General features: G+C 40.7%; 14 protein-coding genes. 7 read left to right on the forward strand and 7 right to left on the reverse strand.

The window, feature by feature from the left end:
- Nucleotides 1-18: 18 nt before the first annotated feature.
- From NVS78_RS06490 to NVS78_RS06515, 6 genes are all read right to left on the reverse strand, one after another.
- On the reverse strand, nucleotides 19-939 hold the full coding sequence (locus NVS78_RS06490) for an ABC transporter ATP-binding protein (RefSeq protein ID WP_286358425.1): 921 nt from the start codon (nucleotides 937-939) through the stop codon (nucleotides 19-21).
- Between the two features lie 128 nt (nucleotides 940-1,067).
- Entirely contained in the window at nucleotides 1,068-2,696 is a 1,629-nt protein-coding gene (locus NVS78_RS06495; protein ID WP_286358426.1) for a PKD-like family lipoprotein, read from the reverse strand.
- A gap of 18 nt (nucleotides 2,697-2,714) precedes the next feature.
- On the reverse strand, nucleotides 2,715-3,419 hold the full coding sequence (locus tag NVS78_RS06500; protein WP_286358427.1) for a DUF4843 domain-containing protein: 705 nt from the start codon (nucleotides 3,417-3,419) through the stop codon (nucleotides 2,715-2,717).
- Nucleotides 3,420-3,437: 18 nt separating this feature from the next.
- Complete coding sequence (locus tag NVS78_RS06505; RefSeq protein ID WP_286358428.1) at nucleotides 3,438-4,961, reverse strand: RagB/SusD family nutrient uptake outer membrane protein; 1,524 nt, start codon at nucleotides 4,959-4,961, stop codon at nucleotides 3,438-3,440.
- A gap of 18 nt (nucleotides 4,962-4,979) precedes the next feature.
- On the reverse strand, nucleotides 4,980-8,390 hold the full coding sequence (locus NVS78_RS06510) for a SusC/RagA family TonB-linked outer membrane protein (RefSeq protein WP_286358429.1): 3,411 nt from the start codon (nucleotides 8,388-8,390) through the stop codon (nucleotides 4,980-4,982).
- Between the two features lie 108 nt (nucleotides 8,391-8,498).
- On the reverse strand, nucleotides 8,499-9,671 hold the full coding sequence (locus NVS78_RS06515) for a FecR family protein (protein ID WP_286358430.1): 1,173 nt from the start codon (nucleotides 9,669-9,671) through the stop codon (nucleotides 8,499-8,501).
- Nucleotides 9,672-9,977: 306 nt separating this feature from the next.
- Here NVS78_RS06515 and NVS78_RS06520 point away from each other — a divergent pair, with 306 nt between their 5' ends.
- Complete coding sequence (locus NVS78_RS06520) at nucleotides 9,978-10,547, forward strand: RNA polymerase sigma-70 factor (RefSeq protein WP_286358474.1); 570 nt, start codon at nucleotides 9,978-9,980, stop codon at nucleotides 10,545-10,547.
- An 82-nt stretch (nucleotides 10,548-10,629) separates the two neighbouring features.
- Nucleotides 10,630-11,016 (forward strand): hypothetical protein, encoded by a 387-nt coding sequence (locus NVS78_RS06525; RefSeq protein WP_286358431.1) that lies wholly within the window; start codon nucleotides 10,630-10,632, stop codon nucleotides 11,014-11,016.
- A gap of 142 nt (nucleotides 11,017-11,158) precedes the next feature.
- Here the strand turns inward: NVS78_RS06525 and NVS78_RS06530 are convergent, their stop codons facing one another.
- Nucleotides 11,159-11,485 (reverse strand): cupin domain-containing protein, encoded by a 327-nt coding sequence (locus NVS78_RS06530; RefSeq protein WP_286358432.1) that lies wholly within the window; start codon nucleotides 11,483-11,485, stop codon nucleotides 11,159-11,161.
- A gap of 309 nt (nucleotides 11,486-11,794) precedes the next feature.
- Between NVS78_RS06530 and NVS78_RS06535 the strand changes: the two genes are divergently transcribed.
- The 5 genes from NVS78_RS06535 to NVS78_RS06555 all read left to right on the forward strand — a co-directional run bounded on the left by NVS78_RS06535 (nucleotide 11,795) and on the right by NVS78_RS06555 (nucleotide 20,406).
- Nucleotides 11,795-12,970, forward strand: coding sequence for a FecR family protein (locus NVS78_RS06535; protein WP_286358433.1), 1,176 nt, complete (start codon nucleotides 11,795-11,797; stop codon nucleotides 12,968-12,970).
- 85 nt (nucleotides 12,971-13,055) lie between these two features.
- The gene (locus NVS78_RS06540; RefSeq protein ID WP_286358434.1) at nucleotides 13,056-16,421 is read left to right on the forward strand and encodes a SusC/RagA family TonB-linked outer membrane protein; all 3,366 of its coding nucleotides are present in this window, start codon (nucleotides 13,056-13,058) and stop codon (nucleotides 16,419-16,421) included.
- A 17-nt stretch (nucleotides 16,422-16,438) separates the two neighbouring features.
- On the forward strand, nucleotides 16,439-18,025 hold the full coding sequence (locus NVS78_RS06545; protein ID WP_286358435.1) for a RagB/SusD family nutrient uptake outer membrane protein: 1,587 nt from the start codon (nucleotides 16,439-16,441) through the stop codon (nucleotides 18,023-18,025).
- Nucleotides 18,026-18,049: 24 nt separating this feature from the next.
- Entirely contained in the window at nucleotides 18,050-18,808 is a 759-nt protein-coding gene (locus NVS78_RS06550; RefSeq protein ID WP_286358436.1) for a DUF4843 domain-containing protein, read from the forward strand.
- Nucleotides 18,809-18,828: 20 nt separating this feature from the next.
- Complete coding sequence (locus NVS78_RS06555; protein WP_286358437.1) at nucleotides 18,829-20,406, forward strand: PKD-like family lipoprotein; 1,578 nt, start codon at nucleotides 18,829-18,831, stop codon at nucleotides 20,404-20,406.
- Nucleotides 20,407-20,514: the final 108 nt, after the last annotated feature.

A 20,514-nucleotide genomic window follows, 5' to 3' on the forward strand; every position in this document is an offset into this window, starting at 1 on the left:
CATCAATTTTAAGGGTTATTATTTCTTGGATAGTTCTGCAAAGACGGCATCGAGCGAGCTCTTCTCTATATTGATCTCCGTGAGTCTCCATCCCCTGGCCACGCTGGTCTCCACGATACGCTCGCAAACGTCTTGGGCATCCCCGAATTGCACCCGGAATTTCGTTCCGCCCAATTCTTCCACGGCCAATACGCCCTGTATGGCGCGTAACTCGTCGACAGGTGGAGCCGCCGCCATGTTGATCAGTAAAGTATTCGGAATGATATAATTATCGAATTCATCGACCGTCCCGGCGAAGACCAGATTTCCTTGCTCGATCATGCGGATGTAATCGCAGGTGGCCTGTACTTCCGGGAGGATATGGGTGGATAGTACCACGGTACGTTCCTCGGCGATCTCCTTGATCAGGTGTCGTATCTCCACGATCTGGTTAGGGTCCAACCCGTTGGTAGGCTCGTCTAACACCACGAAATCGGGGTCGTGCACGATCGCCTGGGCTATTCCCACCCGTTGCTGGTATCCACCCGATAGATTCCGGATCAGTCGCTTTTTGAAGTGGGTAATCCCGCATTTGCCCATCACCTCTTTCACGGCACGCTCCACCTCTTTACCCCTGAGCCATCGTAGATTGGCACAATGTACCAGGTACTCTTCTACCGTCAGGTCCATGTGCAGGGGAGGTTTTTGCGGCAGGAAACCGATATGTCTTTTGGCTTCCACCGGATATTTTCTCAAGTCGATTCCCTTGATGTAAACACTTCCTTGCGTGGGCTTCAGTACCCCGCACATGATATTCATCGTGGTCGATTTACCCGCCCCGTTAGATCCCAAAAGGCCGTATATGCCGTTACGGGAAATTTCGAAATTGATATCCCGAATGGCCCACTGAACACTATAACGGTGGGATAGATTTTCCACTTTTACAATTGTTTCTTCCATAGTTTTATTTGATTACATAACACATCCCTAATCATACAAGAAATATATGATATACAATTTTATAACAAGTAATTTAGGTGTTCATGAGGTCGTTTAATCACGACCTCATGAATGATTTTGGTCTATTTTTATCTGTATCTATCTTCTGCTGACGACCAGTTGGAGAATCTACCGTATTTGAAAATAGAGTGAACGATATTTCCCAATCCGGAATAGTGTTTAATCTCCAGTTCCGCGTTTACGGCAGGTGTGGAAGGATCTATATTACCCCGGGCGATAGCATTGACAACCTCTTCCGGGTCCAAATTACAGATATAGAAATGACCGTCGCTGAAAGCGATTCCCATTTCAGAAACAACGGCATTCGTGTGAATGGAAACAATTTTTCCGGTCGGAGGATTTTCTCCTAAATTGCAGTCTTTGTATAAATAATACTTATCATTTTGTTCCCGGTAGAAATAGACTTTTTTGTCTACCGTAAAGAATACGTGAGGACTATCCTGGAAGTAGGTATTTTGTCCCCGTAACATCCAAAATTGCGAATCTTCGGTGAGATCGTAACCTGCAGCAAATTCTTTTTGGACGGGTTGTGATACCTTTATGGTATTTGTTGAGGAATCCCAAGTCAGATAACACTTTTGGAAATAATATTTCCCGGTTTCCGTATCTTTTAAAATGTTTATCAGGTAACAGTCGCCTCCCCATTCGTCGCAGGTTTGGGCATATACTAATTCCATTTTTTGATCCATCCCGTTACAGAAGTCGAAATAATCCGGGAACTCTTCTTCGTCGTAGTTTTTGACCAACAAGGGTAACATTTTGTCGTTGCTGGAAGATTTGTATATGGCTAACCATCTTTTGTTTTTATTATCGAACATAAGTTGATAATAGGTCGGTTTGGGGAAGGTAAACATGGTGATCTCCATTCCACCGGGGTATTCAAGAGGAATCGTGGGGTATTGGGCCGTTTGGAATTGGCTCGTTACGGTTTTGTTCATACGGGCATACACTTCTCCTTTGGCCGTCAATAACAATTCGACACCGCTGATCGTTCCGTTGGCATAACATACTTGAACGGGATCAAAACCTTCGTACGGATATTTTTCGCCGATAAACTCATCTTTCGTTTGAATTACCTGACTGAAATTTCTTCCGTCCAATTCCACTAATCCGGGTTCTCCTCTCTGCATGACTAATATTTCGTCGTAAGCCGAAGTGAAATGCTGTTCCAGTCGGAACGGTTGGGAGCCGAGAGGTTTATCGGGATGCAAGGTTTTGTAAATATCGGGGTAGAGTTCATACGTGTCGATATGGATGAAGTCCAAAGCGGAGCGTCCTTCTTTGTCGGAGAGAATCAACCATCCTAAAAGATATTTGGCGCTGACCGTTACGGAAAGGGAAGCTCCCCAGCTAAGACCGGTAGATTTTTGTATTACCTGGAAGGTGACATAGGTACTTCCCGATTCGTTGAATGTATAACGACATACTCTTTCTTGCGAGATCTCTTCTCCGTTATAAGTCCATTTAAAATCGTATTGGGTCGAGTCTTCCGTTCCCCAGTTTACTTTACAATCCAATTCGCACTCTTCTCCGACGTAAGCAATTCTGTTACTACGGTCTCCGGATAGAGCCTCGTCTCCCAGGATCGTGATTTTGGGCATCGGAATCCGGGCTGTTTTCGATTTATCGTCATAGCATCCTGTAAATAGTCCCCATAAGACTAAAAACGCACCTAAATAATATATTATTTTTTTCATATACATCGTTTTTTAGTGTTAGATCAAATTCCCGAGAACCGCTACTTCCATTTCAGAACCGTCTTTTTCATACACGGTTCTTCCTGCCGCTTTTTCATCTGTCAGGTATTTTTTGAATAGAAGCGAATAATTCCGGAGTTCACTGTCCGTTGCATTTGTCAGGTCTACTTTTATCTTATCCAAGAATAATTGGTATTTTTCATCGGAATATTTACCCAAATAATAACTTACCACGTTGGAATTCCACCATTTGGGCTTTGCGATGATGTTATGGAACCAGATGATAGCCACTCTGTACTCTGTTCTTCCGGCTAAGAAATTTTCAGAATCCTTTATTTCGACCACTAAACGGACTTTTTTCGTGTCTAAAACAGGGTTGTATTTTAATTTGATGTAACAGGTATCGATAGCTCTTCCGGCTCTCATAATCGGATTCTCAGGGATTTCGTAGGTTTCTGCCGGGGCCGTGGTATATTCATCCACCACGGAAATTTTATAAGTCTGGTCTTGATCTCCCCTGCCGGTACATCTTACGCTGATCGGGAACTCGATCGTTGTCTCTCCGGGGTAAAAGAAGAAAGAGGTTTCGGTAGAGTCCGTTTCGGCCTTGTATAGATAAAGGTATCTATTGGAGGTCAAATCGTTGTATGTGGGAATATCTTCCCGTTCGCAACTGGTCAATAGACCTACGATGCTTATTACCAATAAATATATATGTTTCATATGATTTACTTTATAGTATTAATAATAAGATGTTTCACTATCCGGAAGAGGTAACACGAACCAGGAGTCGGGTACATCCCACGGAACGTTTGTTCCGTTATACATCTTTTTCCAGTTTAATTTTTTCAAATAGAACCAGGTTTGTCCCCGCGTCAGGAAATCCCGGCTCAAATCATTGATCAGAATTTCCATGAAAGAGTTGTAATCGTTTACCGTGCTGGGAATGGGGGTGGTGATATTGCGGTTGTCTTTTACCACTTTCAGCGTATTGATGGCCTCCCCGATTTTTCCCTGTTCGGCTAAATATTCTGCTTTGATGTAATAGATTTCAGGGATTTCCAATACCGGTAAGATAACCCGGACCTGTTCGATATAATTATCCGTAGAATAGGAAGAGTTGGAAGGATCCCATACGCGATAGCGGGAAGTCGATGCGTTGTAGAAAGCCGTGTAGCGGTAATCTTCTTTGATATCGTCCGCCCCGAACAGATCGTTTAGTTTTGTCATTTTGAAATAGCTTGTTCCCGCGGCCTTGCTGTAGTTTTCCGCAACTTTTGTATTCCACAGGCATATCAATCCCTCCGGACATCTTTTGCCGTCGATTAAATTAGGATTGTTGTTAGGTTTTTGATCCCAGGCAAATTCGAATCCGACACCTGAATCGATCCACTCCTCGATGATTTCATTTACATAAGGTATGGCTTTGTCATTTTCCCTGTTGTAGGAATATACCCGGGCCAATAAACCGGTGACTCCCCAGTAATTTAACCGGTATCCCCGGTAAGCGAAAAATCCGGCCGCGTTTCCGTTGGATCGTTGACCGTCGTCCTGTAAGTTTTGAATACCGTAAAACAACATCGTGCTGAAATATGACATGATACTTTCACCCCAAAGTATATCCACGTCGATGGGTTTCAGTATATCCCGGGCGTATTTCAAATCTTCGATTATATTTTTAATAATTTCAGAGGTCGATTTGTATTCGGGGGATATGTTAGGATAATTCGTCACGTAAGGAATGGCTTTATCCTTGTTTCCTAAAATAGGTGCCGGAGCGAATAAACGTAAAAGTTCGAAGTGCATCAATGCGCGCAAGGCTTTGGCTTCTGCCAATACCATACCTTTCTCCCACGTGTATTCGAAAGGTTTGTCCGTCGTTTCGACTTTTTTGATGATGTTATTGCAGTTCGCGATAACGTTATAACCGGTTTCCCAAATACTGGCAATGGCATCTTTGGTATAGGAACTTTCAAAGTTTGTATTGTCCATCGCGTATTTGTATTTGGTAGGAAGAGAGCTTGCGGTATAATTTCTGCTTAAAACGCTCATCATTCCCCAGGTTAATTCCTGTCCCCATAAAGGATCGGAGGCCGCAATCTGATAAGCTCCGATTAAAGCAGTCCGGAATCCTTTCGTTGTGGCAAAAGCATCTTCTTCGAGAATCTCTTCGTTCGAAAGGACATCTAACCATTTATCACATGAACTGACCAGGATGCAGGTCGATAGCGTGAGAAATAGTGCTATGATTTTTATTTTTTTCATAATCGATGTGGTTAAATATTAGAAACTGACATTCATACTGAAATTAAACGAACGCGCGAAAGGATAGCTCGTACCTCTTTCCTGCTTGATGGAGGAGATGGTTGCGATATCTTCCATGTTGAACTGTAATCTTAACGTACTGAGTCCCCAACGGTTCACTAATGCCTTGTTGAAATCGTAACCTACTGTCAGGGAGTTGAATGTTAACGTGTTATCATCCTGAACGAACCGGGAGGTTGGACGGGTAACGTAAGTCTGGTCTTTGATATCCTTTAACGGGGTTACGTCTCCGATCTCTTTCCAGCGATCGGTTAAAATACGCCGGTCTCCGCTATATGATTTCAAATCAACATTTTCGATGGCTTGTAAGGTTTGATTGTAAGCCTGTCCTCCCCAACGATACATGAAGGTAGTGTAAAGAGTGAAGTTTTTCCAGCGAACGTTAAGACCGAAAGATCCCGATATTTTGGGATCGGAATCACCCAAATTTTGTTGCTCTTCGGATTTCCACACATGCGTGGTAGTCCCGTCCCGTTTCACGTATAATTCATCCCCCCGGGCCGGGTCGATGCCCAAAGATTTCATACCGTAGATGGCGGAGAGGGAGTTTCCTACCTCATACTTCATAAAGGGAGTGGCAATATTCGAACTCGTGCTTGTAGAACCGTAACTACTGAAGTGTTCATCGATTCGTTTGTTGTAGTTTTCCAAAGCCTTTCCGATTTTGGTAATGGTATTTTTGTTGTGGTTGGCATTGCCGAAAAGATAGATACTCCAGTCTCTGTTTTCAAATGCCCTTATGTTGATATCGATATCGACCCCTTCGTTTAAGATTTCGCCTACATTACTTTTGTAAGAGGTAAAACCGGAAGAAGAGGGAATACTTACATCTTCGACCTGATCAAGCGTTTTAGCGTGATAGTAATCCACTTTCAGAGTTAAAGCGTTATTCAATACGGAGATTTCCGTACCGGCATTCCAGGTTCTTACTTTTTCCCATTTTAGGTTTTCATTACCGAGGGCTTTTAATTTCATACCCCGGATATTGGCATAATCTACATCGTATAGAACTTCGTACGTTGTCCTGGCCTGATAAGGGTTGAAATTGGCTTTTCCGGTTTGTCCGTAAGTCGCTCTGATCTTGAATTGGTTCAGGAAACTGATGTTTTTCATGAACGCATAATTGTGAATGTTCATCCCGGTACCGAACGACCAGAAAGTACCTGTTTTCTTTTTACTACCGAAGGCGGAAGATCCATCCAGACGACCGGAAACGTCGAACAAATAAATATCATTGAAACTGTAATTGAATTGCAGGTAAGTGCCGAAACGACGGCTATAACTGTCTTTATAGGTCGGTTTGGAACTCACGTCAACGGCACTGCTGGGGGAAGGAACACTCCCGAACGGGAATCCTTGATAATAAGCATAAGTAGCTTCCTGTTTGGTTTCTGATGCTTCCAGGCCTAAAGAGAAATTCAAATTATGTTTTCCTAATTGTTGGTTGTAAGAAAGCAAACCGTTGGCATTCCATTTGCTTGTACGGATTTCCCGGTCTGTGTATTTTCCTTTTAAATCGTTTTCACTTTGATAAAAATCTCCTGAGGCCGGATCCTTGTATTCATCTTCATCCTGTAATTTGAAAGAAGCGCTGAACGTCCCTTTTAACAACCAGTAGTTGTTGATATACCAGCTGATACTTAAGTTGTCGGTAAACTCTTTGTATTTGGTTTTATCGAAACTTTGTAAAGAGGCCTCATACAAGGGATTGTTGATCCGTGTCGCTCCGTTAGGCGGAACGGAAGTGCGATAGATCTCAAATTTTTTATAAGGATTTCCTGTCTCCGGATCATAAGGAGAGAGATAGGGTTTCATTCTTACGTAATCGCTGAATGAACCGTAAGGAGAATCTTCGGAAGACATAATACTTAATGAAGCCTGATTTTTAATCTGTAAGGATTTCCATCTGTAATCGACGGTAATAGCAGCTCCATATACATCCCGAAATGACTTTTTCATTACACCTCCGTTGTGTTGATAGTTTAATTCCAAGCCCCAGCGAAGTTCCTGAGAACCTCCGTCTATATAAAGGAAATGTTTATGATTTACTTCCGTTTGCAAAGGTTTGGAAATCCAATCCGTATCGATGCCGCGGAGGATGTTGTTGTATTGGTTGTCGTAATTGATGATTCCTGCCGCGATGGAATTGGCGTTCGTGCCGGTATATAATCCGGCCTGATATTCCGCTTCCAGCGCTTCGACCGCGTTTAACAGGTGATAACTGCTTAGATCCGGCGCCGAGACGGCTAATGTTCCGGCATAGCTGATCCGGATTTCTCCAGGTTCCGGCGCCGAAGTTTCGATAACGATAACACCGTTGGCGGCCCGTGAACCATAAACGGCGGTTGCAGCTGCATCTTTTAGGATGGTAACGCTCTCGATCCGATTGATATCCATATCGTATACTTTAGCCATATCCACTTCGAATCCATCCAAAATAAAAATGGGAGCACTCGGGTTGTTCGTTAAAGCGAATTGGGAGACGTCGTCGGCAGTTAGTTTGTCCAGCTCTTTCAATTCTGATGTGCCGGAGCGTCCCCGGATATAATACTCGGGCATCGTATTCGGGTCGGAACCCATGGCGTTGTTCTGAATTAATTTGAAAGAGGGATCGAAAACCTGTAAGGCTTTCATTACGTTCTGGCTGGATACTTTCAGGAGATCCTCTTTATTGACTTTGGTGGAAGCCCCGGTGAAACTTTCTTTTTTAATGTTAGCGTATCCGGTTACAACAACATCATTTAAAGAGGTCGTCTCTTCTACCAGAATAATAGTTAAAAATTCTTCTTTCGTGTATTTAATCTCCTGGGGTTTCATCCCGATAAACGAGAAGATTAACACGGGATCTTTTGTTTCCGGTATGGAAAAAGAGAATTTACCTTCCCGGTCGGTTGCCACACCGATGGCCGAACCTTTAAGACGAATCGTTACGCCGGGAATGGCAACAGAGTCTTTATCCAAAACTTTTCCTTTAATAACCATCTTCTTAATCTCATCCGGTATATTTTTTAGCGGGGATATAACGATGACGTTATCGACTATTCTGTACTTGAATTGTTTTCCGAAAACAATTCGTACGGCCTCTTCCAGAGTCGCTTGTGTTAAATTGATCGTGATTTTCTTGTTTACATCTATCTCTTGCTTGCTGAAAAAGAAATCTTGTTTTAGTTGTTTCTCCAGTTCTATAACGGCTTTTTCGATAGAAACATTCTTTAATTTGAGATTAATTAAAGAATTCTGGCTTTTAACTTCGGCCGATACGTGGGCCAAGCTTACCAGCATTATAAAAATCACGATTTTCATTACTCGTAATAAGTTAAAGATTTTTTCACGCGTGCATAAAAAGCACCAACTTCGTTTTTTTTTCATAACTTTGTAGTTGAAAATTAATACTAAGATTCTCTCAGGAGGATGGGCGAGGGTTGTTCACGGCAATCCTCGTTTTTCTTCCTTTAGTAATAAATAAGTAATCTTTCTTTATCGTTTTGATATGGTTATTATCCGACCATTTATGTTAAATGCTATATTCGTTGTTTCTGATATAATATTTAAAACTTTATCCAAATTCATGTCTCTGTTGATCACTCCTTTGAATTCATATTGCTTTATTTCCGGATTTTGATAAAAAACTTGGATATCGTACCAGCGTCGGAGTTGTTGCATGATGGATTCCAACGTCATGGAATGAAATACGAAACGTCCCTCTTTCCAAGAGATATAATCTTGTACATCTACCTGTCTTATATCCGTATTTCCAGTACGTGTGTTCATTACGCTTTGCATTCCGGGTTTCAGAATGACCTCCTGTTTGTTTTTTTCAGAGACGAATCGTACGGAACCGTTTACGAGTGTCGTATATATGTTTTCATCATCGCCGTATGTGTTTATATTGAACGTGGTTCCTAATACTTCGACAGATGCATTTTCTATGTGCACGATAAACGGTTTGGTACTGTCTTTTTTCACCGTGAAATAAGCCTCTCCTTTTAAGGTAACTTGCCGTTTGTCCGACAGAAATTTGACCGGGAAACGTAATTCCGATTCGGAATTCAACCATACCCGCGTTCCGTCCGATAATTCCAGCGGGTAGAATCCGCCCGTGGGTACGACTAACGTACTGTAAATCTCCGATTCGGCCAGATTTATATCGTTGATATGAACTTGTTTGTAGCTAAGTCCTAATAAGGAATCATTTTTGATCCCTTGTACAAAAGGAACCTCTACTCGTTGATTGGTCGATTTTAGCTTGGTCACTTTCCCGTCGGGCAGGATCAATTGGGCTTTTACTTTTCCGGGTGTGATGGCAGCAATCGGAGTTTTCTGCGTGACGCACTCTTTTTCTATCGAACGATTTATGACTTGATTAGCCAATAGGCCGATCGCGATCAGGATTGAAGCGGCTACCGACCATCGAATCGTATGGCGGCGGCTTTGTTGTTTTTGTATGGATTGCAAAAGACGGGAATGTACCTCTCCTTTTATGATTTCGAAGTTTTGAGAAGAGAAGGATTGTCGGATTGCCGCTATTTCATCCAATAGTTTCAGGTGTTCCGGATTTTTCAACCAGGCGGTAATTTCTTCTTCATGTAACTCCTTTCTGTGATTTAAGATACGATAGGCAAATTCTATGTCTTGATCGTTGTAATTCATCCTTTTTATGTTATTTTATCAATAACACAACGACCCCCTGAAAACGGGTGACAAACTTTTGGATTTTTTTCTAAAATAGAACGATTATAAAGATTAAATTTAATCAACTTTAAACCAAGTTGTGTAGTTGTTGGTATTGGATATAATTGTAATAATATTTGATAATTTGTAGTTGATGAGTTGAAATAATTTTAATATTTTTGAAAATTCCAATAAATGGATGTTGTAAGCTAAAATAAAAACCGGGATTAAAGATATAAGAAGTTGATAGTTAAATCAAAGGAGGACAACATTTATATTGAGGGATTGAAAAAAAGAGATCCCGAAGCGTACGAAATAGTATTTAAAATGTACTATAAGGTGCTTGTCTTGTTTGTGGAGAGACATATTGGAGATCGGAATACGGCCAAGGATTTGGTTCAGGATATTTTCTTAAAATTGTATGAAAATAGTTCTTCTTTTCCGAATGATTTTAATTTGAAATCTTGGCTGTATTGTCTGGCACGGAATGCAGCCATCGATTATTTACGACATTTGAAAGTAATGGATCGTAATAAGTTTTTGATGGCGGAAGCGATGCTCTATGCGGCCGATATAGATAAATGTGTGGATGAGAAATTGTACGCTAAGATACAAAGTGCAATCGAGACATTACCGGATCAATGTAAGCGAATCGTTTTAATGAGCGTTGTCGAAGGGAAAAAATATTGGGAGATTTCTAATGAATTGGGGATTACGATGAATACCGTCCGTACCCAGATTGCTCGCGGGTATAAAAAGTTGAGAGAACAGTTGAGTGATGATAACATGGCTGTTTTCTTGCTAATGGGGTTGTTTGCGATTGCGAAAAAGAGGGAAATAGGTCGGCAAAATTAACGGATACTTCGAAATAGGAGTCGTTGAATTTGCATAAAAGAAAAGTCAAGATTAACTTTGAAAGTCATTTAATTAAAGAATAATGAAAAATATCGGTTTTGTCGGGTTAGTTATTTTTTTAGGGATGGTACTCTCTTGCAGTAAAGGGGAGGATTCTCCTTATAATTCGAAAAATGTGGAGTATGCTGTCGGTTTATCCGAAGATACGATCGTGTTGGGGCAGTCTGTAACGGTTTTAGCAGAAATAAATCAACCTTTATCTATGTCCGTTTACGTGGAAAAGAAGGATAAAATTCAAACTTATATAGGGAAAATAGAATCTCCTAAAGGAAGTTTGGAATGGACGCCGAAGCGGGAAGAAGTAGACTGGGGGGAGAACTATATTGTTGTCCGTGTTTATTATTCGTCATCACATAGCATATCCAAGTATACACCGATCTATATAAAAGAATCCGTCGATGGGGATTGACGGGTGGAGAAAGAAAATGATTTCGGTACTCGTTATGAAACGGCTGTAAAATAGAGATATTTGGCCTGTAATGAAGTTCGTTTGCAGGTTGAATTGCCATTAGATCACTACCGATAGATTTATTTATCAGGTTTTTTTCCGGTTATCCTTTGATCATTGTAAGTAACATCTTAAACCGTTCGACAGCATTTAGGGCGTGAGGAGTGTTTGCCGGCATGATAATCGCTTCGCCGGTTTCTAAGATAAATGATTTTTTATCGATGTAAATTTTGGCTTTCCCGTCGAGGATTTGCACCAAAGCATCGAACGGAGCCGTGTGTTCACTTAAGTCCTGTCCTTTATCGAAAGAGAATAGAGTGATATTACCTGCTTCATTCTTAATGATTTGTTTGCTGATGATACCCTGATCGGCGTATTCAATCATTTTTCCCATATTCAGGATGCCTGCATGGAGATCTGTCGATTTCATATTATCTTTTTTTTGATAACGCAATAGAATGATTAGAGTTTATTTTGTAATATTAATAATATTGAAATAAAACGAAATATAGATAAAGTATAAGGTTGCCGGAGCGTACGAATCTTTTTATTGATAGACCCGTTAAGGGGGACTTTTATGTATGTCCAGCATGCGCCAATAGCTTGTTGCCGCTAATTTGTTGTATGGCAAAGGGGTATAATGAAAATATTTTTTCAAAAAAAATATTGAAAATTTTTGTCGCACAAAACAAAAGGGTCTCCGTTTTAGAGTATAAAAAGATAAAAGTATTGTGTATAAATGGAGATTTCAACGATTCTAATTTATAGGAAAATAGAAGGAACCTTGTCGGAAGAAGAGAATCGGAGGTTTGAAACGTGGCTAAACGAGAGTAAGTTGCATCGGCGATACTTCGAAAAGATGAAGAAAATGAATGAGATGCCAAAAGCCCAGCGGCTTTCAGAAGAAGAGATTGAGGCAGCTTGGATCGTATTTGCTCGTAAGCTGAAGAAAAAGCAACGATTGAGCTATTTTCATCGACCAATGTTTGCCTATTGGAGTGCCGTGGCCGTGATATGTATAGGGTTGTTTATCTTTATTTTGTTGAATGTTAAAGAAGACAAATCTTTAAGAGCTGTTCCTGCTGTACATCGGATTACGCCAGGACATAGGGATGCCATATTGTATTTATCGGATGGTAGTCAACACCGTTTAGGTAAACAAAATAATTCTTTCCAAGAGAAATCAGGTATTGAAGTAAAGGTAGATAGTACTCGTTTGGTGTATTCCGCTCGGGTACAAAAGACGGACTCTATGCGAAAATTGATCTTTCACAAGTTGGATGTTCCAAGAGGTGGGGAGTATACGGTAGATTTGGAAGATGGAAGCAAGGTATATATAAATTCGGAATCTTGTTTGACTTATCCGGTTGCTTTTGTCGGAACGAGCCGTGAAATTTATTTGGAAGGTGAGGCCTACTTCGAGATACAAAAAGATACCCTTCGTCCTTTTATCGTACATGCCGGAGACATGGTGATTACCGTTTTGGGGACGAGCTTTGGTGTGACTTGCTACAGAGACGAGGAGGAAGAGCATACAACTTTAGTGCAGGGAAAAGTTGAGGTGAATTTTAAGAGCAAGTCGGGCCATCTTTATATTTTAGAACCGGGGATGCAGCTCCGGTACGATAAGAAATACGATTTAGTGGTGAAAAAGCAGGTGGATGTTCAGGAGTATGTAGCTTGGCATGATGGGAAATACATCTTTAAGAAAAAGCGCTTGGAGGATATATTAACGATTTTATCCCGGTGGTATAACTTTACGGTCTTTTATCAAAATGCCGACGCGAAGGAAGCTCTGTTTTCTGGGGAGTTGAAGCGTTTTGATAATTTCAATTATATCCTTCATTTGTTGGAGGAGGTAGGTGATGTGAGATTTGCGGTGGATAAAAATGTAGTGAAAGTACGAAAACGATAAGACAGGAGAATACAATTCTCCTGTCTTCAAAGGAGATAAGTTTGCCGACTTGCTCCTTAGGTGTCTAATTTAACTATACAAATTTATGAAAAAAAGAAGAAAACTGTACAGACCTTTGCAAAAAAGGTGGTGTCGTAAGGTGCTATTATGTATGAAACCCCTTTGTTTATTTTTGTTAGTGTTCAACTTGGGATTGAATGCAGCGGTACATTCCCAAGATCAAAGAGTAAGTGTAAAATTGAAAGATGCCGGTATCGAAGAGTTGATTTCAGCGATTAAGAGTCAATGTGAGGTCGGTTTTTTGTATGACTATAATAAGGTGAAACGGGTTAATTCCATTACCGTTGATATGCAGAATGCTTTGTTAAAGGAGGTGTTGGATGCGGCGTTGAAGGGGACTGGCTTTAAGGCTGAAATAGAAAATGATATGATCATTATCAAAGAAGCAGTTGCGAAAGATGAAAAGAAAGAAGTTCGAATTGCCGGTAAAGTCGTGGATGATAAGAAGATACCGCTTCCCGGTGTTGCAATTGTGATTAAAGGTACACATTTAGGAACTACTACAGGTGTAGACGGAAAGTATTCGTTGAGATTGCCGGAAGTGAAAGATATTACATTGATATTTAAATTTTTGGGGATGGAAACTCAGGAAATTAAATATACCGGACAGGATACGATTAACGTAACCATGAAGGAGGAAAAGCAGAGATTGAAAGATGTGGTTGTAACGGGATACAACACGATACGAAAGGAGAGTTTTACCGGAAACGTGACAAAGGTAACCAAGGAACAATTAATGAAGACCAATAATAAGAGTTTGATCGGGGCTCTTCAAATATTTGATCCTTCTGTTCGTTTGAAAGACAACTCGATTTGGGGATCTGACCCTAATGCTTTACCCGAATTCAATATTCGGGGTGAGTCCAGTATTGCTATGGCCAAAGGTTTGGATGTGGAATATACCAAAAAAACACAACGGACCAACGTGCAGGATAACCCGAATCTTCCGGTTTTTATTTTGGATGGATTCGAGGCGTCCGCTCAAAAAATATACGATATGGATATGAACCGTATCGAGAGCGTGACAATTTTGAAAGATGCTGCTGCTACGGCTATGTACGGTTCAAGAGCTGCAAACGGTGTGATTGTTATTACGACTGTCGCTCCTCAACCCGGGGAGATGAGAATTACTTATAGTTTCACGGGTGAAGTGGTATTACCGGATTTGTCCGATTACAATTTGTGTAATGCTGCTGAAAAGCTGGAAGTGGAGAGGTTGTCCGGAGTTTTTTCCGATGATGTGTACGGGGAGATGGAATATAATAAGAAATTGACGGAGGTGTTGCGGGGGGTAGATACGGATTGGTTGGCTCTTCCTTTACGTAATGTATTTAATCATAAGCATAGTTTCTATTTGGAGGGTGGTGTCGAAAGTGTACGGTATGGTTTAGACTTCAATTATGATAGTAATGACGGAGCGATGAGAGGATCGTATCGTAGTCGTGCGGGAGCCGGCTTAACGGTGGATTTCCGTTACAAGGACAAACTTCAGATTCGTAATTATGTCTCTTACACGATGACTCGCTCGGAGGATTCACCGTACGGAACATTCAATGAATACGCCAATAAACAACCTTATCTTGCTTATAAAGGTGATGACGGTAAATTGTTGTCCCAATTGACGGACGGAACTACGAATCCCTTGTGGAAGACCACGTTGGAAAGTTATTCCGGAAAAGGACATATTTATGATTTAACCGATAATCTGGATATTAACTGGTATATTTTGGAAGGACTTCAGTTTAAGGGGCAGTTTAGTGTTACGAAAAATGATTCCAAAACCGAATCTTTTACGGATCCGGACGATCCCTCCTACCAGTATACGGCAATTAAAGAGAAGGGGCAATTATCCCGTTCTTTGTCGACAGGATATAATTGGAATATAAACGCTATGTTTTATTATAATCGTGCTTTTGGTAAACATTTCATTAATGCGACGATGGGGTTGAACATTAAGGAATCCAAAACGGAAGGTTATAATATGCTTTTTAAAGGATTCCAATTAGGAACGATGAATACTCCTGCTTTTGCGGCTACACAACCGGATAAAACGGACGTTTCCAGAAACCAAGACCGGTTATTTGCCTTTTTGGCTTCGGTGAATTATTCGTTGGATAATATCTATTTATTGGACGCTTCTGTTCGTTTCGACGGTTCTTCTCAATTCGGGTCGGATAAGCGCTTTGCTCCTTTCTGGTCTGTCGGGCTCGGAGTAAATTTCCATAACTATAAATGGCTGCAAGATCACTGGCTTGTCAGTACATTGAGGATTCGCGGATCTTACGGAAGTACGGGTAAGGTGAATTTCCAACCTTATACGGCCGTTACTACTTATGAAACGGATGCCGATAGCTGGTATTATACCGGTCCGGCGACTAAATTGGTTTATTTGGGAAATACGGATTTGACCTGGGAAAAGACAAATACGTTGGATTTCGGTATCAACTTGGGATTTTTTAATGATCGTTATACTATAGAGGCTAACTATTACCACAAGAAAACGAATGATTTGATCGATCAGGTGACCATTCGTTCCTCATCCGGTTTCGATCAATATTATACCAATTCCGGTAGTGTGGTAAATAAGGGATTCGAGGTGAATCTAAGCGCTACCGTGTTTCAGAATGATAAATGGGTAGTTACTTTGACCGGTAATATGGCGGGTAATAAGAATGAGATTACCTCTCTCGGTAAATCGACGGAAGAGTATAATAGAAAATTGAATGAAGAGTACGATTCCAGTTGGCCTTCTTATGGAAGAGAATTCATGGCTACACCTTTTACCCAGTATTATGTAGGAGCTTCGACTACGGCTATTTATGCCGTACGGTCAGCGGGCATTGACCCGGCAAACGGTAAAGAGAAATTTATCAAGAAAAACGGGACCAGTTCTTATACTTGGTGTGCGGACGATCAGGTCGTCGTGGGAGATCAAAGTCCTACCGCTAACGGAACTTTTGGAATCAATGTGAATTATCGCGGATTTTACGTGAATGCTTATTTCTCTTACCAATGGGGCTCTCAGTCTTATAACGAAACTTTACGGGCAAAAGTGGAGAATGCTAATATTAAGAATAATAACGTGGATAAACGGGTTCTTTCACAGAGGTGGAAGAAACCGGGGGATATTGCGCCTTATATCGATTTGACTAATAATACGACAACCAAACCGACTTCACGTTTGGTTCAGGATGATGATTATCTGACGTTTAGCAGTTTATCTGTCGGGTATGATTTCAAAAGAGAATTGTTGCAAAAAATTAGCTTGACCTCTCTTGGAATCCGGTTCAATGCAAATGATTTATGTAGGTGGTCAACAATAAAAGAAGAGCGGGGAACCAGTTATCCGTATGCTAAGAATTATAGTTTTACCATTAGTGTAGGTTTCTAATTTTTAAGATTAATCATATGAAAATTATAAATATAATAGTAGTATTGTCTGCTTTGGCTCTCACGTCTTGTGAGGAGTGGCTGGATTTGAAACCGGATACTCAGGCGACCGAAGAACAAGTTTTCTCAACGTCGGCCGGATATCACTCCGTATTGAACGGGTTATATAAATCTATGGGATCCTCTAATTTGTACGGGGTTGAATTGGCATTTGGAATGGTGGATTGTATGTCTCAGCAATATTCTTTGAAAATTGCCAACAACGTGACCAGTAGACAACTGTATATCGATGCGGGAGATTTCAATTATACCAGCAGTTATTTAACACCGACGATTGAAGCCGTGTGGTTGGCAGCTTTTAATGTGATTGCCAATGCCAATAATCTGATACAAAATGTGGAAAACGCATCTGAGGATTTGTTTAAGGAGGGAAAGATGGAGAAAGATATGATCTTGGGTGAAGCTTATGCCTGTCGGGCTTTGATGCATTTTGATATGTTGCGTCTGTTTGCACCGGCGCCGGTACATGATGATAACCAGATATATGTTCCTTATGTCGACCGTTACCCGAATATTCAAGCGAGCGGTATAACCGTTACGCCTTTTTTGGAGAAAGTAATTACCGATCTGGAAAAAGGACGGGATCTGGTAAAAGAGTGGGATACTTCGGAGATCGGTGTCGGTTTGCAGATTACGGGTAAAGCTCGTTTTAATAATCAATTTTCTTTTGGGACCGTTATCTATGATGATTATTCGAACGGTTCAAAAATAGATGCTTTCTTTAAAGGAAGAGGCTATCGTTTGAATTATTATGCCATTACGGCATTGTTGGCCCGTGTATATCAATATGCCGGAAAGCATCTGGAGGCTTTTAATTGTGCCAAGGAGATTATGGATTTCCAAGTGAAAGATTACTACGGAATGCAATCTGCTTTTGGAAAGGATGATTACAATGGAATTCGTAAAGGCGATTGGGATTCCAAGACGGATTTGAAGGTTATCTCTAATTTGATTTTTGCCGTGTACAATGAAAAGGCGTATAACGACTTAGGCCTGGAGTATTTCTTTAAACGGGAATTTTATAGCGGTTCCTATCCGACGTGGTTGGTTATCAATCAAGATGTGCAAAAGACATTTTATACGCGAGGAGGAGTTGATGAGTCTAAAACCGACTATCGCTCTCTCAATATGATTTTCTACGCGACCAACAGCAATGGGCAGTATCCGATTTCTGGAAAATGGTTTATCAGTGAGAATGAGGAAACCCGGGACGAAAATCTATGCGTTCTTCCCGTTATCCGGGCTACGGAAATGCGTTATATCATGGCCGAATATCATGCACGTAACGGAAACTTCGGTGAAGCTCAGAATATATTGAACGATATTCGGGAAAAGAGGGGATGTACGGAAAAAATAACGGTTGGTAGTTGGAACGATTTTGTAGATGAATTGATCAGAGATGCTCGTCGGGAATGGATTTCCGAAGGACAGCTTTTCTATCTGTACAAGCGTTTGGATGCTAATATCGATTTTGGAAAAAATGTTGTTCGTCCGATGAGTCGGAGCGAGTATTTGGTACCGATTCCAAGTAACCAGAGTTTATAATTATTGATTGTAAAAATAGAAATTATGAAAAAGTATTTATTTCCACTTTCCATCTTAATAACCCTGTTCTTCTTTTCTTGTGATGAAGATAAGGTTTTGACATTCCATGATGGGCACGAAATATTTTTCGATAAGTTTTATATGAATGCCTTTTCTCCCGGAACGGAAGAAGCAGATTCCACGGTAACCTCTTTTTTCTTTTATCCGGAAGGAACGACGGATATAACGGTTCCTGTCGAAGTTCAGCTTTCAGGAACTCCTTTGACTTCTGAGATTAAGTTCGGATTGAAGGTCATAGAGGAGGAGACAACGGCTAATCCGAATGAATACGATTTGGATGATTTTTATGTTTTCCATACGAATACCATAGGAGAAGATGCTAAGGTGATAAAAGATACGATATATATCAAGTTGATTAAATCGGATCGTTTAGATGATCTACCGGAAGGTGTACGCCTTGTAGTAGAGTTGGTTCCGCCTGATGGCGTGGGTTTGGGACAGGTAGAACGCAGACGGGCGAAAATTATTATGACTTCAGTTGCGATGCAACCGGAGTGGTGGACACAGGAGGTCGTGGACGGATTGTTAGGAAAGTATTCGCAAAAAAAATACCAGCTTTTCTTGAATAATGTTGATAAAGAGGCTCGAATGGGAAAAGAGTTGATAGAAAAACATCCGGATGAGGCGATCAAATTGGTAATGGAATTTAAGGAGTGGTTGTCTGAACAGCCGATAGAGGACATTACCGACATTGATGGTAGTATAATCGAAGTTGCAATTTAATCTGATTAATAATGAATTCTATGAAAAATATAGTTTTATTAGGTTGTCTTCTTTTAGCATCTCTTTTAACTGGGTGTTTTAAAGACGAAGGTAATTATACATATAAAGATTTGGGACTCGCTCCGAAATGGATCATAGACCCGAATACCGAACCGATACGAATTAACGGAACGCAAGGTGAAATGATGAAATTCATGCCTCAAGGCAAGGATTTTACTTTTGGAGAGGATTCTGTGGCAGCATTGGATATTTTCCGGTATGAATGGGAGATCAACGGTACAATTATCTCGGAAGAGTCCAATTTCGAGATGAAAACGGATACCGTGATGGCAAGAGCAAATTTAAATAAAGCCGAAACAGGCATAACCGGAATATTACGTATTATCAATAAGCAAAATGGTATTACCTATATAGGAAGAGCTTATCTTGGGTTCCGGCCGAAATTTTATATCGGAAGTTTTGTCGTGGTGTCTGATAAAAATACGGATGCGACCAAATGTTCTTATTTCCGTTTGAAAACAAGATACGACGGTCCTAATTTGGTTTACGAGTATTTTATGGAAGATGATCTTTACTATCAAATGAATGGGAAGGATATTCCGGGTAAACCGCTTAAGATACGGAATTGTTTGGCACCGCATATTTCGTCTACTTCGGGAGCTTCTCTTATTACGACAACAGAAGGAGTATATCAGTTAAATAATGAGACGTTTACGATGTATACCGATATGAAAGACGAGTTTTTGAATGGAACTCCGGATAATTTTAAGCCGGCTGATGCGTTTGACAACTTGCGTCTTTCCTGTATCGCTACGCAAGACGGACGTATTTTCAAAAGACAAATGTCAGAGAATTATCTGACCGGAAAATACTTATCCGATCCTTATTTTATTGATAGCAAGGGATATAAAGTAACTAAATTTAGTACTTACGTGTCCCGGGATCGTGAGCCTCTTTGTTTTGACGAGAAAAACAGAAGGGTATTGATTATCCAATCCGAAAGTAATGGTATGAATGCCACAATACGTCCCTTGGTTAAGGGTGACGGAAATTATTATCCTTTTCCTCTTTGGGAGATTCCGGCTGATGTGGATGTAGTACACTTGTGTCCGACTTACGATCGCAAAACTTATGTGTCCGGGAATGCCATTTATTACAATCAGGGAGGTAAAACCTACAAGTATGATTTCAGGTTTAACTCTTCCGATATGAAGGTGTTGGAGAACACGGAGTCGGCTCCCGTTGCTTTACCGGTATATTTGACGTCGGAGGACATACTTATGACCTTCGGGTGTTATTCCGGTCCCGCGAATAAAATGGTTTATGCTAAAGGCAATGAAATACATTGTATTAATTTCGGGGAGAATTATTCGGATAAACTATGGATCTCTGTCGATTCTAAAGTTACGGTACTACTATATACTGTTGTTTATAATAGTTATAAATATATGGTTGTCGGATGTGAGAATGGAGATGTTATGGTTTATGCTGTCGATAATGAGTTGCTTACTTATAGATTGGTATCGAAAGCGAATGTCGGAGGAAGGGTTGCGGGTATTAACGAAACCGGTTTCTATTATGGAGCGGATACGTTTTAATCACTATTATAAAGTAAATCTATTGTATGGAAGAATCAATCGTAAAAGTTGAGAATTTATCCCATCGTTACACGATCCAGTGGGCTGTGCGGGATATCAATTTCGAGA

It is taken from the genome of Gabonibacter chumensis (genome assembly GCF_024741215.1).
Classification (GTDB): domain Bacteria; phylum Bacteroidota; class Bacteroidia; order Bacteroidales; family Marinifilaceae; genus Gabonibacter; species Gabonibacter massiliensis.